Raw genomic sequence first — 15,617 nt, 5'->3', positions numbered from 1 at the left:
CTGTTTATTCATGTCAAAATTTATAACAGCACAGCAGGAACAGCACTATGCTGTAACTGTAAAGGTATTTAATCAAGAAGATAATACTCCCTTGCCTGGGGCAACAGTATATATACCATCATTAGAAAAAGGAGTAATAACCGATATGGATGGGATCTCAGCATTAGAAAACATCCCAGAAGGCACATATCAACTTGAGGTATCATTTATTGGTTTTCAATCGCAAACCGTTACACTCCAAATTCCAGAGCAAAAGGAATTGTTGTTGTATTTACAAGAAAGTGATCATGAACTCGATGAAGTTGTAGTGCAATCTACCCGAAGTACAAGAACCATTAAACGCATTCCTACACGAATAGAGTTTATTGGTCCCGAAGAACTAGGCGAGAAAAATGCTATGAATGCCACCAATATCTCTATGGTCCTTAGAGAAAGTACAGGTATACAAATGCAACAAACCTCTCTTAGCAGTGGGAACGCTAATATTAGAATACAAGGGCTCGATGGTCGATATACCCAGCTTCTTAGAGATGGGTTCCCCCTATATGGAGGTTTTTCAAGTGGATTGAGCATTATGCAGATTCCGCCTATTGATTTAAAACAATTCGAAATTATAAAAGGGAGTTCATCTACCTTATATGGTGGTGGTGCCATTGCAGGTTTGGTGAACCTTATATCTAAAACCCCAGACGAAGAACCTGATATGGATATTATGGTCACACAAACCCACGCCTTGGGAACTACTGCCAACGTGTTCTATGCAAGCAGAAATGAAAAATGGGGAGTAACCTTATATGGATCGGGTAATTATCAAAAAGCCTATGATCCCGAAGATGATGGTTTTAGTAATTTGCCTCAGACCTATTCTGTTGCTTTTAACCCTAAATTGTTTTATTACCCTAATGAAAATACTACCTTTTGGATTGGCCTTAACGGAAGTTATGACGATCGTAAAGGTGGAGATATCGAAAGAATTGAAAATGGGCAAAACGGAATTCACCAATACGTTGAAGAGAACCTGTCTAAGCGTATAAGCAGTCAGGCTGTTCTAAAGACGCAATGGAATGAAAACAAGACATTGACACTTAAAAACAGTGTTTCGTTTTTTGATAGAGATTTAGAAATCCCGGATCTTGTGTTTAAAGGAAAACAATGGAACACCTTTTCTGAAGCAACGTACCAGAAACGTGGTGATATAGCAGATTGGACCTTTGGTGCTAACCTCTACGCTACCAATTTTGATGAAGATGAAGGAGCTCTGGAGCGAGATCAAGAAGATTTCACGGCGGGTGTTTTTGTAAATAATATCTACGATATTACAGATTCATGGATTGTAGAAACGGGATTTCGCCTAGATTATGCTCAAGATTGGGGATGGTTTCCTCTACCCAGAGTATCACTACTGTATAAAATGGGTAATGGATTTTCAAGTAGACTTGGAGGAGGTCTGGGGTATAAAATACCTGATATATTTACTGAAGAGGCAGAATTTATCAACTTTGAAAACATACAACCTATCGATAAAGACAATCTGGATGCAGAACGTTCTTATGGTATCAACTTTGATGTGAATTATCAAACCCTAATTACAGAAGACCTAAGTTTTTCTGTAAATCAGTTGTTTTATGTTACCGCCATAGACAATGGATTGTTACTTAACGGTTCTGATACTACTTCTTTTCAATATATGAATGCAGACGATAGTATTTTGAGTAAAGGAGCTGAGACCAATATTAAGTTTAGCTATAAAGATTTTAGATGGTTTTTGAATTATGCCTTTATCGATACCCAGCTGAATTATCTTCCTAGGAATCCTCAAAAACCGCTAACAGCAAGACATAATGCTGGAAGCGTGGTAATGTATGAAAATGAGACCTGGCGTCTTGGTTTTGAAACCTACTATACAGGAACTCAACTATTATCTGATGGCACCAAAACCACAGATTATATTACTATGGGGCTGTTAGGAATTAGAAATTTTGATTGGGGAAGTGTTTTTATGAATTTCGAAAACTTTACCGATCGAAGGCAAAGTCGATTTTCACCTTTGGTACTACCGCCCCATGAAAATCCTAATTTCCCAGAAATTTATGCCCCTACCGATGGTTTCATCTTTAGTTTGGGAGTGATTCTAAAACCTTTCGGAAACAAACATCATCACTAGATAGTTAATATGCTATCTAGTGCAGTACACCTCTAATTTACTAGCCCAAATTAGGGGTGTTTCTATTTTTGTTCTACATGCTAAAATCATTATTTTTATAAGGTATTACGTTGCTAATAAAATAGATAAGCGCTATGAATAGTTTAACCGAAAAAGCTAAAAATATCATTGATGTCTGGAACCAAAAAGATATCACTAAGTTGAATGAATTATATGGAGAGGAAACCACCTTTTATGATCCATTGCTAGATGGTACTATTAAAGGGAAGACACTTTTAGGGTATGCTAAAGGAATATACGCTGCTTTTCCAGATTTAGAATTTGTGATACAAGGCATAACTGTTTCTGATAACCTGGCGATGGTAGAATGGGTACAAAAAGGCACAAATACTGGTGAAATCATGGGGAAACCTGCCACAGGAAGATATGTGGAGATTCCAGCAGTGAGCGTAATTCGTTTTGATGGTAGTTCTTTTGTATCACAACGTGATTACTGGGACATGAAAAAATTGTATTCTGATTTGTTCAAGAATTAGCCTTTGTTTCTTTCATCTTTTAGTGTTTATGTCAAAATATCTTCAGTTTTTATAAAATAAAACTCAAAAGTATTGGTTATCAATACAAAAGAGCTCTAAAACTAAGATGTTATGAACAAAAGAATCATAAAGTACTCTGGACTACTAGTAGCGCTAGTAGTATTATGGCATTGTTCTAGTGATAACAACAACGACCCAGACCCTGATCCCAACCCAGACCCTAATCCTACTGAAGCAACTTCTACAGTAATAAGCACTCTTAGTGTACCTTGGGAAATTCTATGGGGACCTGATAACTTTCTTTGGGTAGCAGAAAGAAATGGAAGAATAAGCCGAATTAATCCTGATTCTGGTGCTCAACAAGAGCTTATAAATATTAATGCTGTAGAACAAGTACAGGAAAGTGGACTTTTAGGAATGGTGTTACATCCGCAGTTTACCAACAATCCTTATGTCTATGCAGTATATACCTATAGTGGCGGAAGCGGTTTACTAGAGCGTTTGGTGCGTTTTACCTATGAAAACAATTCTCTAACCAATGAAACCACGCTTTTAGAAAATATTCCTGCTGCTTCAATTCATAATGGGTCTCGCCTACTTATTACCCCAGATTTACATCTATTTATGACCACTGGTGATGCTGGTAATACGAGTCTATCTCAAAACACAAATTCTTTGGCTGGAAAGATACTACGCCTTAATCTGGATGGTAGCATTCCTAATGACAATCCATTTACAGGAAGCTATATTTACAGTATTGGACATAGAAATCCACAAGGGTTGGTATTGCACCCAAATGGGAATATATATAGCTCTGAGCATGGCCCTACCAATGATGATGAAATTAATAAAATCGTATCTGGAGCAAATTATGGATGGCCCAATGTAATGGGAGTTATTGATAATTCAAATGAAGAAGCTTTTGCTTCGACCACAGCGGTAACTGAGTCTATATTTAACTGGACACCCACTATTGCACCATCAGATATGGTATATTATACCGGTGATGCCATTCCTGAATGGACCAATAAGTTCTTAATGGCAGTTTTGAAAGACAAAAAGGTGGTAGCCCTTACCTTAAGTGGTGATGGAAACAGCATTACTGAAGAAGCTTCATTCTTAGAAGATGAATTTGGGCGTATAAGAGATATCGCTATTTCTCCAGAAGGTAGAATTTTTATTGCCACCAACGGAGAATCTTATGGCGATACCAGTGCTACGCATCGTATTATTGAAATACATAGATTACCCTAAGAATTTATGCTATTGAGATACGCTATTTTGGTTTTCTGATACTCGAATAAGATGATTTAGTAAGCATAGTAATAGTACGGTTACTAGAATAAACACCGGTGTTTTAGGAATGCCTCCAATATTTAGTATTTCCATTCCCATTGTAGAGAATCTAAATACTCCTAAAGTAATAATCATGGTTAATAGTGAACAAAGGATTAGTATTGTTCTAAATGACCACCATACTGAAGTAGGTTTTACCTTTTCTTCAGCTTCTATACGTTGCATCAGGGTATTGATAAAATCATCTGAAGTCTCTACAGTACTCTTCTGAATAATCTTTTTGATTTGATCTTCTTTCATATTCAATTTCTAATGTTTTAATACTCCTATTTTTATAATAATTGATCTATATCTTCTCCTAAGAGTTGTCTTAAATGAAAACTCAAGTTTTCACGACCGCGGTGTAATCCCACTTTAATCTTTGATTGCTTAAAAGAAGTAATCCCCTCTATTTCCTTTATACTCAATTCACATAAATAAAATAACCGCAATATCAATGCTTCGTCTTCGTTCAGCTTCAGTAACGCCAGATCGATATATTTTTTCTGATCCTGCATACCCAACCTATCTCCTGCTTCTATAGATAATGAAAAAGTGTGCTCTTCTATATGATCAATGCGAACATGATCTTTTCTCTTTTTTAATTCATTATAGCTCGTATTCACAACAATTCGGTACAACCAAGTAGAAAAAGAGGATTTAAACTTAAAGGTATGTAGCTTATGGTACACCTTTATAAATACCTCCTGCAAAACATCTTCGGCAATTACTTTATCTTTAATAATAGAAAGCACAAGCGAAAGTGATACATCTTTATGCTTATAGACCAATTGCCTAAAAGCGGAAGTATCACCCTCACCGCACCTACGAATTAGCTCGTAATCTTCTGTATATTTATTGCTCTTCAAGTTTCTTGCGTATGAAATGTGCAACCACTAGTCCTGCAGCTCCAAAAATGAGGATGGTTCCCCAGACCAACAAATCCATAGTATCTTCAGACATTTGCATTACAGTAAAAACTGATGAAACCAATAGTCCTACTCCCAGTCCAAAAACAATACATCCTATATCTAGATATTTAAATCTATTTGTCTTTTGATCTACGTATACCCCTTTCTCTATCATAGATTTTTTAATAAGGTACGTATATCTGGCAATGATAAATATGATAAGTACAAATGAGATACTTATAATTGCCATCCCGAATAATTCATTAAATTCTTTCATATCTGTTATTCTAAAAGTGTTCTCCGATTAATTTTTCAATTCTTTGTAGTAAAGGAAATAAATTGTTTGAATTAGCAAAAATTACAAATCCATATTTCTGCTTTGGAATAAACATAGTATATGCCTGAAAATCCTTGTTATTTCCTGTGTGTAAATGCATTAAACCATATGGTGTAGGTTTTTGAGCAAACCCTAATCCCCATCCTGTTTGTCCTGTTTCTTTGACTAATTTATTGTCTTTCTTAAAGTGGTTATGCTCTTTGAGCATCTCATCTCTAGTAGCTTCATTTATATTATTTGGAACCATCATTTCAATTAAAAAAAGCGCATAGTCTTGAGCATCAGATTGCAAGCTATAGCCTGGACCTACCTTTTTATCTCTATGAATTTCGGGATTTCTTTTTCCGTCAATATGCCCCGTAGCCGCATGCTGTTCTAATACATCGTTCCAGGTATAAAAAGACCGATCCATACCAATAGGATGTGCTACTTTTTTCAGAAACAGCGTATCTAACTTACTTCCCCAACCGATCCCTAATTTTGTTCCTAATGCTGCTCCAAGATGTTGGTACGCTTCCCCTGAATATGAAAAATCTGTGCCCGGTTCGAAAGCAATCGTTATAGGTTTACCTTTTACCCAGTTATCTATACCGCTACCATGAGATAAAATAATTCGTGGGGTTAATTTTGTATAACGTTCATAAGAATCGGGTGCTACCACTTGCTTAATTTTCTCCTTACCCATAACACTTTCAAGATATGGCAAAATAGGTTTATCTAATTCGAATTCACCACTTTCTACCATTTTCATGACAAAATAAGCGAATAAAGGCTTGGATAACGAAGCACCCTCAAAAATGGTCTCCAATGACACTTTTTCTTTGGTTTTTATGTTCTTAACACCAAAAACTTCATGGTAAGCAATTTTATGATCATTTATTATCGCTACAGAAACTCCCGGAATATTTAAGGAGTCCATAGTATGTTGAATTAGATTGCTAAATGATTTGGAAGAAATTTTATTTCCGTTAAGAACATGAAAATCATCTTGCTTTTTTTGACCTAAGCTGGTATTAATTGTGCACAGCATGATGAGTGCTATACACAGGGTTTTCATTGTGTTTTTTAATTGATTCATTTTGTAAAATTTTATGTGATTGAAACTAAGTTTTGAGCGCTCACATTAATTTGACAAAATGAATTTCAAAAAGGTTACAAATTTCTAAAAAAAGCAATTAAACACAGATTATCAATACCTTATATTACCTCTCCAGCTTTCTTTATTTTCTTTCCGGCTAGATTTCCTAAACCGTCATAGCTGGCATATTTATATAAATCATGAAGGGTGGGATAATTAAAAACAGTACCAATAAGGTTATCTAAAGTTTTTTCTTCCCTAACGAGTTCCATGCCATAGTGAATAAGTTCTGTGGCGATATACCCAATAATATGCACTCCTAAAATGACTTTTGTAGTTCTATCGAATATTAATTTTAGATATCCATTATCTGTATCTCCCATAATCATTCCCCTAGCGGTATCTCTGAAATAGCTATATCCCACTCCGTATTCAATTTTATCGGCAATAGCTTGTTCTTCGGTAATACCAACCATAGATACTTCGGGTACGGTATAAATTCCGTAAGGAAAAATATCGGCCAATGATTCTAAATCACCAGTATCGAACATATGGGTAATTGCAATTCGACCTTGCTCCATACTGGTACTGGCAAGTGCCGGAAACCCAATCACATCGCCAACGGCATAAATATTGGGAATATTGGTTTGAAACTTATCATTAACCAAAACCGTCTCCCTTTTTCCGGTTTCTAATCCGATGGCATCACAATTTAACCCCTTAATTCTCCCGCTGCGACCCGCGGCAAATAGGAACATATCTACATTGAGTATTTCTCCCGACTCCAGAGTTAAACGTAGAGGCCTATCCTCTACCTCGGGCAGTTCGTAACTGGTAATGGAATTATTAAATAAAATTTTAATATCATTTTTCTTCATTTGATCTACCAAAGCTTTGGAGACTTCTGCATCTAAAAAACCCAGAATCTTATCTCTGTCGTTTACTACGAAGGTTTTTACGCCCATAGCAGCAAAAATGGTAGCATACTCACAACCAATAACACCTGCTCCCAACACGCATATAGATTTAGGAAAGTGTTTGATATTTAAAATAGTATCTGAATCTAATATTTTTTTGTTGTCGAATGGGATGTTTGGAGGGTGATAAGGATACGAACCTGTCGCTATAAGAATATATTTACCGTAGATTACCTCTTCAATTGCCCCTGATATCTTAATTTGATTTTGATCTATAAAACTTGCAAAGCCTTCAAAAACCTCAATACCGTGTTTGTTGAGGTTATATTTTACAATTTTATGCATATGGCTAGTAACCAAATTCTTGCGATATAAAAAATCATGCACTCCAGTCTCACGGCCTATCTCTTTATCAACACCGAAGACTCCTTTTTGGTAAATTCCTGACAAATACAAAGCAGTTTCTTTAAGTGTTTTTGAAGGTAACGTTCCGGTTTGTACTCCCGCTCCGCCATATTTTGCCTCTTTTTCTACTAAAGCTACCTTGTATCCAAAATATGCTGCTTTTGCGGCTGCTTTTTCTCCAGCTGGTCCAGAACCGATAACGATAAGATCAAACTTTTTCATGCCTTTTATTTAGTAATCATATTGGTGATTTCATCCCATGATGAGGTATCGTGATTCAAGTAATTTGTACATTTTTCAAAAACTATACTCACAGCCTTATCGTTAGGATGTTTTTTATGTATCGCTGCAAAGAGCTCACTTGCTTCTAAAACCTTTTTGTCTTTGATGTACGATACTGCCTTGTTATACTCATCGAGATAAGATAATTTCTCCTTTTCTTTCGCAGATAAAAACTCATATACAGAAAGTGTCTTACTCCTACCCTTTACACGTACTTGGTCTAAAAACCTATATTTAAAATTGTCTTTGTTTTTGAGTCTTGATATCGTTGCTTCGGTTCCTATGATTTTGGCTTGATAATGCTTGGTAAGTCCTTCTACACGTGAAGCGGTATTCACAGCATCAGAAATTACAGTAGTTTCTAATCTATGATCGTGACCTATGGTTCCTAATATCAGATTACCCGTATGTATTCCAGTACCTATTTGAATGACAGGCCTATTTTTCTTTTGTAACTTATCATTAAACTCTAATAAGAAGTCTTCAAACTCATATACTGTTTGTAGTGCCTGATCTGCATCTTTCGGAAATAACGCCATCACAGAATCGCCTATAAACTTATCGATAAACCCTCCATTTCTTCGAATTATGGGCACAATACCACTTAAATACGCATTTATGAAATCGAAGTTTTCTTGTGGACTCAAGCTTTCCGACATTTTTGTAAACTCTCTAATATCAGAAAAAACAATGGTCATCTCACGTTCAACCTGATCTCCCAACTCTACCTCCTCGATACTATTTCTACCTAGGTTATTTAGAAATTCTTTGGGCACAAAACGGCTATTAGCTTCACTTAGTCTAAGTAATTTTTTATTGGCATTTGCCAACTCTGCAGTGCGCTCATCGACCTTTTGTTTAAAGAACCTAAGGCGTGATATGACTTCATCCTTAAGAAAGGAGAAATTACGGGTGAGTCTTCCTATTTCATCTTCGGTTCGTATTACAGGGTGTTCAGATTCTAAAGTAAATTTACTATCTACGAAGCGTGTAATATGTGTGGTAAGTTCGGTAAGAGGAATCGTGATTTTTCTGGAAATATAAGTGCTTACCCATACGCTTCCACCTATTAAAGCCAGTGTTATTAGTATAAAATATAACGTTAGACGATCAAATGCTTCTTTCTCCCATTGTTTAGTTTGTTGCACAATATCACTGAAACCAGCCTCTGATGCAGTAATCGTATAATCTAATTCGGCTTTTAGGCCAGAATTATCTTTAATACCTATTAATTCATCCAATTCTACCAGTTGCATGAACTTATTTTTATAACCATCTAAATAGTAGAGTATCTTTTTCTTCCGCTTCTTGTCTTTGCTCCTATTTTTTACTACATCATCCCGTATATTCGCCATTAGTTTTGAAAATCGAGATACATACTCTCGTTCATTTCTAATGATATAATCCTTTTCATGTCTTCTAAGAGATAGAATACTTTTGGCCGGAATTTCCCCGCTATTTTCTAACCAATGTGCATCTTTACGCATCGATCCTTCTAGGTTATAATTTTTGAATCCCCTTGCTTGAATTTGAATGATGAGAGAAAGAAAGACAGAATCTATTTCGGTAATTCCTGATTTTAGCTCATTGATAGAAGCTTCAAGTTCTGGTTCTTTAGAAAAATCTACTTTAGAAATCAAGTATCTCGTACTATCTAATAATTTAAGATAATGATCCAGATATTGACTATCACCAGTTCTAAAAAATCTTTGATTCTTGGTTTCAAAAGATAAAAAATCTTGCTGTGCCTTTACGCTCTTCAGCAATAACACATAGGACTGCTCAATTTTTTCTGCTTTTGTTTTTATTCGTGCTCTTTTATTGAGGTAGGTAAAAGAAAGCACAATAATGAGCATGCTTGAAGCTATAAAAACCAAGAACCAGAATAATAAACGATGTCTAAAGGTTCGAAACATGTGAAACGATCAAAATATTGTGATAAAATCTAATTTTTCTTTTTATCAAATAGGTTATTACTATATAAAATTTTGATTATCAATTAGGTTATACGATGTCTTATTGGTATATTATGTTTATGATTTTTAGTTTAGTATTAATAGCACATTGGACAGGGGACTATGCATTTCAGACCTCTAAAATGGCTCTGGGCAAAAGTCAACATCTAAAATGGTTAGGCTTACATGTATTAGCTTATACCTTTACCCTTTTTTTGTTTAGTATCTTTCTTTTTTCCTTTAAAACAGCTGTTTTTTATACCCTCCTGAATGGATTTCTACATGGAGTTACTGATTTTTTCACCAGTAAATTAGCTGCAAAATATAATGAAACACCTCGTATATTCTTTCCGATCCTTGGGTTAGATCAACTCATACATACAGTAACTTTGTATCTTACTTTTGAGAATATCGATTTTTTGTCGTCGATTTAGGCTTATTTCCTATATAAATCTAATGAATAATCTGCCCTTTAGCAAACTTTACAACACTATATCTCATTGGGTTATTTCATCGAGCGGTAGATGTTGTTGAGAGAAAATTATAGTGTGATTGTTAAAATTTAACGATATTTCCTGTTTGGTTGAACAATGCAATTGAATGCTTCTTAATGGAAACAAACATGTTTTTAAAGAACAGGGTTCTTAAACATATACTATTTTGGGTAGTGTACCTTCTTATATGGATATTGATGGATACCCTATACGGCATTTCTTTTGAGAGAGCAACCTATAACTACTTAGGTTGCCTGATAGAAATTCCGTTCTACTATGTACACATGTATTATTTGTGGCCTAAGTTTATTGGCCGCAAACAGTACTTGTATTACTTCATCACTTTTGCTCCTCTGCTTTTGCTAAGCTCTTTTCTGGTATTATTATTTAGGTATTATTTTGTTTTTCCTTTTTTGATCGAAATGCCTGAATTACCTAAGGATTTTTTAACCTTTCCAAGAGTTTTAAGTTTAGCAAGATCTATTTTACTATGGTTTGGCCCTCCTACTGCGATCAAAATATTACAAGACTACTATACCAACAAAATTAATCTGGAACGCATACAAAAAGAGCAGAGAACCAGTGAACTTAATTTTTTAAGATCACAAATGAATCCGCATTTTCTCTTTAACACCCTAAATAATCTATACTCCCTTGCTTTAAAAGGATCAAAAAAAACTCCAGATGCATTATTGCAACTCTCTAATTTACTTTCTTATATGCTGTATGAAACCAGTGAAGAAAAAATCTCTTTAGAAAAAGAAATATTACATCTCAATGATTATATCGAACTAGAAAAACTTCGTTTTGGTGATCGTCTTAATTTAAAACTCGAAATGAATGGTGACCTAAGAAATACCCAGATCACTCCTTTAATCATCATCCCACTGGCAGAAAATGCTTTTAAGCACTGCTCTCTTAATGAGAGAGGAACTGTTGATATTGAAATACATATTAGTGCAGTTGACAATTATTTACACATACAAACTATTAATACCGTGGCAAACACGGAAAAAAGTGATCAAAAACATGGTATAGGTGTTCAAAATTTATCGAAAAGATTACAGATTTTATACCCGCAAAAACATACCTTTAGATTAGAACAAAAAGACAAAAAGTATTATGTCGATCTACGCATTCAAATTGAATAACAATGAGTAAAGTAACCTGTATAATTGTTGATGACGAACCCTTGGCTCAAGAAGTAATCTCAGATTACATTGGGAGAATCGATTTTTTAGATGAAATAGGAGTATTCAATGATGCTTTGGAGGCAATAGACTTTCTTAATACCCAAGAAGTAGATGTAATATTTTTAGATATTCAAATGCCAATGCTCGATGGAATAAATTTATTAAAAGCAATTTCTTCTCCTCCCAAAGTGATTTTTACTACTGCTCATAGACACTATGCCGTAGATGGTTTTGAGTTAAATGCTATTGATTACCTAGTCAAACCTATACCCTTTTATCGATTTGTTCAAGCTGTAGAAAAAATCAAAAAATCTCAGGTAGGTAAAGTGCAAAAACAACCTAGTGAGCCCGAAGCGGCCTTCTTTAAAGTTGACAACAAAAAGATTAAAGTGAACTATTCTGATATTGTATATATAGAAAGCTTAAAAGACTACATTAAGATTATTCTTAAAGACAGGTCTTTTGTTACCTATCAAACATTATCCGGGATATTAGCTATACTACCACCGGCTCAATTTGTTCAGATTCATAAATCATATATTGTTAACTTTCATTATGTAAAGGCTATAGAAGGAAATACTTTAGAAATTAAAGAACATTCTATTCCGATAGGAAGAAGTTATCGAGATCACGCTTTAAAACAAATATATGGCACTGGCGAAAAAGGATGGCGGTAATTTATAATTTACTTGTTTTTTGAGTAATGGTCCAGTTAAGCCCATATTTCTTTGCAAATTCTTGAATACCTATAAGCCCTAATTCATTCCTTCTTTGATTGATAAACTCTGGTTCTTCAACAGGAAAAAAAGTACCTTTTCCTGCAGAGTCATATTCAAATTGAGTCCCGTATAACTGGGGTTTTCCTGAGTTAATTAACATCCTGTCTACTAAGCGAGCATAATGCACAGGTTGCGATTCTTTTTTTAGAACAGAGGCTTTCAATAACGGTGCATATTTCTCTTTTGTAGCTACAGAACCATGTTGTAACACAGCCCAAATAGTCGTATTTGCTAATCTACCTACCTGAGATATTCCTAACCAACCATATTTTTCTAGTATAGCAACTATTTCTTTCTCTAATACTTTATCTTGTTGCTCTACCACCTCCCAAAAGTATGCTACTTCTTTAGATTCCGAGCCATACTTTTCTTCAACATCCTTATGCATCCTCCTAAAAATTTGATCTTTCATAAAAACAGTCTCTAGCCTTTCTTTTAGAGCCTTTCGTTCTTCTTCATTGGGTTTTATAGCCTGTCCATATCCTGGAAATACACAGACAAACAGAATGATTAACGATGTGATATAGTTCATATCTAAATTTTAATTTAATTCGTATATCTTTTAACATTTCTATATTGCCAAAGAAGGTTAATAATACTCCATTCTCCATTTGACTTCATAAGTTGTAGGTATTCTACCCAATTATCCGAAACGAGTTTAACCGTAGCGATATGATCATAAATATCTAAGATTATCGCTTTGTTCATAGGTTTTGGAGGGAATTTATTACCCGATTGGTTCCATGAATTCGCAAATTCTATCATTTGCTCATAGGTAGTTTCTCTTGCTATTTGTTGTTTGGTCTCTCGATCATAACCTATGGTTCTTTTTGCCAGCTTTGGGTGAAATACCTCACTCATCAAATCTGGTTTTAATTCCTGTAGTGCAATGAGGTATCCCAGGGATTTTTTTCTAATTTCAAGAGAATCTTGACTACTCGCAGGAAGTGCTATTTCTACTTTCCCAACAGGTGGAAACTTACTTTTACCGACTAATTTTTTATTTTCATCAAGTCTTTCGATACGGCTTATGTAACCATTTTTATCAAACATTTGATTTGCCACTGCATAATCCCATGAATTGTTGGTTAACTCTCCTTTAGCATCATAATATGAAAATTGTATGTGGTTACCCTGTTCATCATAAGTATCACGATAAGAAGCTATACCTAGGGTATTATCTTTTATTTTTAGGTTCTCCCCTAGGTTAAAATGTTCTTGTGGTATGCCATCTTTTTTATACTTGATACCGGTGATCCCAAATTCAAAATAAGGAGAGACAGGCATAAGGTTATTTCTAAGATCATGCCTTTTTTCAATTACTAGATTGCCCTTTCGTGACCATCTATAGTTGGTAATATTCCAATTAGATTCCATCAAATTATCATTCTCATCATAAAAATCTAAAGCATATTTAAATCCCTTTTTATTATATGTATATACTTCTTTATACACATCACGATCATTGGTCATTCTTTTTCCGTTGATATCAAAAAAAATACGTGTTTCTGTATTCGTATCATAAGTAATTGAAGTTCTATGAGCACCGATTGTACCTAGTGGATGTCTTTTATAGGGATAATAATTGTGATTAATAATTTCAACTAACCGCTTTTTAGAATCATAAATAAACTTATAATGGGCTGTTGCTTGCGCTTCGTCTTCTGTGATTTCGTATGTCCCTCTTATCTCAACATGAGGTGAAACATGATTATACATTAAGTGTCGATAGTATTTTTTAGTGGTGTTTTCTTGTGCACAGATAGGTGTCACCAGCAAAAACAGAAGTACAAAGCTTACTATTCTCATATGTATTCGTTTGTTTATGAATTGATTTCCTCTAAAGTAAATCAATCAAACAAGCACATTAAATATTTTTGCCAAACTACATGTGTGTCAATACAAATTATTAAATTCTCTAGACATCCTGTTATTGATATAAATTCTCCTGTTTGTCGAGACAGTGATGTCGTTTGAAGAAAATAGGGAAAGTTAAAACACTGAATAATTATGTTTTCAACGAACCCTTAATCACTGTTTATCTGATTCTTACGAATAAACCACTCCAAAAAAACATTTGGAATAATTACGGAAAAACCGTAAATTGGTAATCCCTTAATCAAAAAAAACCTGCTTATGCGCAAAACTACTCTTGAGCTTGAGTTCAATGCTCGACATTTAGACCGTAAATACAAAGATATCTGGGAGAGAGGTATTCATCTCTTTACCATCAATGATCAAAATCGTGATTTTTACTACAGTATTTTTTATGTAGACCTTCTGTTTGTAGAAGTGGTTTACAATAAACTTACCGATGAGATAATTACCATTAAAAGTTTTTCAGACAAAGGAAAAATGATGTTTTATCTAAGAGAAGATTTTTCTTAGAAGATTGGTATTATTTATTTCTGTACCAAATATTGAGTATCAAACCAGCTATTACCAGCAGGGTTCCCAGTATACTAAATATTGGATAGCTATCACTAAACCAGAACACCCCAGCAACCATTGTAAATAGTACTTCTACGTACTTTAAAGATACAATTTTGTTGGTGGCCTGGGACTGGAATGCCTTGGTCATAAATAATTGACCAAAATAACCAAATACCCCTAAACTGAGTAATAAAACCCACTCTATTCCTTGAGGAGTCTTCCAATTAAATAGGGATAATATACCCCCTACAAACAAAGAAATCCACATAAAATAGTTCACAATAACTACAGGATGATCCTTGGTTCCAATTTTATTGATCAACACATAAACCAAGCCGCTAAATACTGCTGAACCAAGAATTAGTAAAAATCCGAAAGTATTAATATTGGAATCAAAACCTTTTATCATCAGCACCCCTCCAAAGGCCATCGCAAAAAATAACCACTGAATAGGTTTGACATACTCTTTCAGAAAAACCACAGCTAGAATGGTAGCAAATATTGGTGACAAATAACGTAAGGACACGGCAGAGCCAATTGGAAGATAATTAACCGACATGAAAAACAATCCCATTGAAGTTACACCAACTAAACCTCTTGAAATCAATAAAGTCTTCTGATTTCCTAATATCGGAATCTTGTGCCAGAGCAAGTAACTCATAGTAAAAAACAAAGATCCAAAAGCCCTAAAGAGTACTAATTGCCCCCCTCCAAAGTGGGCGAGATACTTAACAAATAAATTCATTACTGTAAAACATACAGCACTGAGAAGCATGAAGTAAATGGCTTTTTTCATAA

General features: G+C 34.7%; 16 protein-coding genes. 7 read left to right on the top strand and 9 right to left on the bottom strand.

The annotated features are described in order from the left end of the window. Window positions 1-10 precede the first annotated feature (10 nt). From M0D21_RS00410 to M0D21_RS00400, 3 genes are all read left to right on the top strand, one after another. The gene (locus M0D21_RS00410) at window positions 11-2,164 is read left to right on the top strand and encodes a TonB-dependent receptor (protein ID WP_248325449.1); all 2,154 of its coding nucleotides are present in this window, start codon (window positions 11-13) and stop codon (window positions 2,162-2,164) included. A 134-nt stretch (window positions 2,165-2,298) separates the two neighbouring features. Continuing rightward, window positions 2,299-2,700: an ester cyclase gene (locus M0D21_RS00405; RefSeq protein ID WP_248325448.1), complete on the top strand. Its 402-nt coding sequence runs from the start codon at window positions 2,299-2,301 to the stop codon at window positions 2,698-2,700. 111 nt (window positions 2,701-2,811) lie between these two features. Next, window positions 2,812-3,954, top strand: a complete 1,143-nt coding sequence (locus M0D21_RS00400; RefSeq protein ID WP_248325446.1) for a PQQ-dependent sugar dehydrogenase — start codon at window positions 2,812-2,814, stop codon at window positions 3,952-3,954. Window positions 3,955-3,963: 9 nt separating this feature from the next. Here M0D21_RS00400 and M0D21_RS00395 read toward each other — a convergent pair whose 3' ends face one another. The 6 genes from M0D21_RS00395 to M0D21_RS00370 form a co-directional block, all read right to left on the bottom strand. Next, the gene (locus M0D21_RS00395) at window positions 3,964-4,296 is read right to left on the bottom strand and encodes a hypothetical protein (protein ID WP_248325444.1); all 333 of its coding nucleotides are present in this window, start codon (window positions 4,294-4,296) and stop codon (window positions 3,964-3,966) included. A gap of 32 nt (window positions 4,297-4,328) precedes the next feature. Further along, window positions 4,329-4,904 (bottom strand): RNA polymerase sigma factor, encoded by a 576-nt coding sequence (locus M0D21_RS00390; RefSeq protein ID WP_248325442.1) that lies wholly within the window; start codon window positions 4,902-4,904, stop codon window positions 4,329-4,331. Beyond that, window positions 4,891-5,223 carry a hypothetical protein gene (locus M0D21_RS00385; RefSeq protein WP_248325441.1) on the bottom strand — a complete coding sequence of 111 codons (333 nt, stop codon included), beginning with the start codon at window positions 5,221-5,223 and terminating at the stop codon, window positions 4,891-4,893. Before M0D21_RS00385 ends, M0D21_RS00390 begins: the two co-directional genes overlap by 14 nt. Before the next feature lie 10 nt (window positions 5,224-5,233). Next, window positions 5,234-6,361 (bottom strand): serine hydrolase domain-containing protein, encoded by a 1,128-nt coding sequence (locus tag M0D21_RS00380; RefSeq protein ID WP_248325440.1) that lies wholly within the window; start codon window positions 6,359-6,361, stop codon window positions 5,234-5,236. A 119-nt stretch (window positions 6,362-6,480) separates the two neighbouring features. Further along, window positions 6,481-7,905: a Si-specific NAD(P)(+) transhydrogenase gene (gene sthA, locus M0D21_RS00375; protein WP_248325438.1), complete on the bottom strand. Its 1,425-nt coding sequence runs from the start codon at window positions 7,903-7,905 to the stop codon at window positions 6,481-6,483. Window positions 7,906-7,910: 5 nt separating this feature from the next. After that, entirely contained in the window at window positions 7,911-9,881 is a 1,971-nt protein-coding gene (locus tag M0D21_RS00370) for an adenylate/guanylate cyclase domain-containing protein (protein WP_248325436.1), read from the bottom strand. A gap of 95 nt (window positions 9,882-9,976) precedes the next feature. On the opposite strand from M0D21_RS00370, the gene M0D21_RS00365 reads away from it, so the two are divergent. The 3 genes from M0D21_RS00365 to M0D21_RS00355 all read left to right on the top strand — a co-directional run bounded on the left by M0D21_RS00365 (window position 9,977) and on the right by M0D21_RS00355 (window position 12,284). After that, on the top strand, window positions 9,977-10,354 hold the full coding sequence (locus M0D21_RS00365; protein ID WP_248325434.1) for a DUF3307 domain-containing protein: 378 nt from the start codon (window positions 9,977-9,979) through the stop codon (window positions 10,352-10,354). Window positions 10,355-10,611: 257 nt separating this feature from the next. Continuing rightward, window positions 10,612-11,565: a sensor histidine kinase gene (locus M0D21_RS00360; protein WP_248325432.1), complete on the top strand. Its 954-nt coding sequence runs from the start codon at window positions 10,612-10,614 to the stop codon at window positions 11,563-11,565. A 2-nt stretch (window positions 11,566-11,567) separates the two neighbouring features. Continuing rightward, window positions 11,568-12,284 (top strand): LytR/AlgR family response regulator transcription factor, encoded by a 717-nt coding sequence (locus M0D21_RS00355; protein ID WP_248325430.1) that lies wholly within the window; start codon window positions 11,568-11,570, stop codon window positions 12,282-12,284. A 1-nt stretch (window position 12,285) separates the two neighbouring features. Here M0D21_RS00355 and M0D21_RS00350 read toward each other — a convergent pair whose 3' ends face one another. Then, window positions 12,286-12,918 carry a DUF6624 domain-containing protein gene (locus M0D21_RS00350; RefSeq protein ID WP_248325428.1) on the bottom strand — a complete coding sequence of 211 codons (633 nt, stop codon included), beginning with the start codon at window positions 12,916-12,918 and terminating at the stop codon, window positions 12,286-12,288. Window positions 12,919-12,932: 14 nt separating this feature from the next. Next, the gene (locus M0D21_RS00345; RefSeq protein WP_248325426.1) at window positions 12,933-14,195 is read right to left on the bottom strand and encodes a nuclear transport factor 2 family protein; all 1,263 of its coding nucleotides are present in this window, start codon (window positions 14,193-14,195) and stop codon (window positions 12,933-12,935) included. A gap of 327 nt (window positions 14,196-14,522) precedes the next feature. Between M0D21_RS00345 and M0D21_RS00340 the strand changes: the two genes are divergently transcribed. Then, window positions 14,523-14,774 carry a hypothetical protein gene (locus M0D21_RS00340; RefSeq protein ID WP_248325424.1) on the top strand — a complete coding sequence of 84 codons (252 nt, stop codon included), beginning with the start codon at window positions 14,523-14,525 and terminating at the stop codon, window positions 14,772-14,774. A gap of 10 nt (window positions 14,775-14,784) precedes the next feature. Here the strand turns inward: M0D21_RS00340 and M0D21_RS00335 are convergent, their stop codons facing one another. After that, window positions 14,785-15,615 (bottom strand): DMT family transporter, encoded by an 831-nt coding sequence (locus M0D21_RS00335; protein ID WP_248325422.1) that lies wholly within the window; start codon window positions 15,613-15,615, stop codon window positions 14,785-14,787. Window positions 15,616-15,617: the final 2 nt, after the last annotated feature.

This window comes from Aquimarina acroporae, assembly GCF_023195925.1.
GTDB lineage: Bacteria > Bacteroidota > Bacteroidia > Flavobacteriales > Flavobacteriaceae > Aquimarina > Aquimarina acroporae.
The sequence above is the reverse complement of the archived record's forward strand: the minus strand, read 5'-3'. Positions and strand labels throughout refer to the sequence as shown.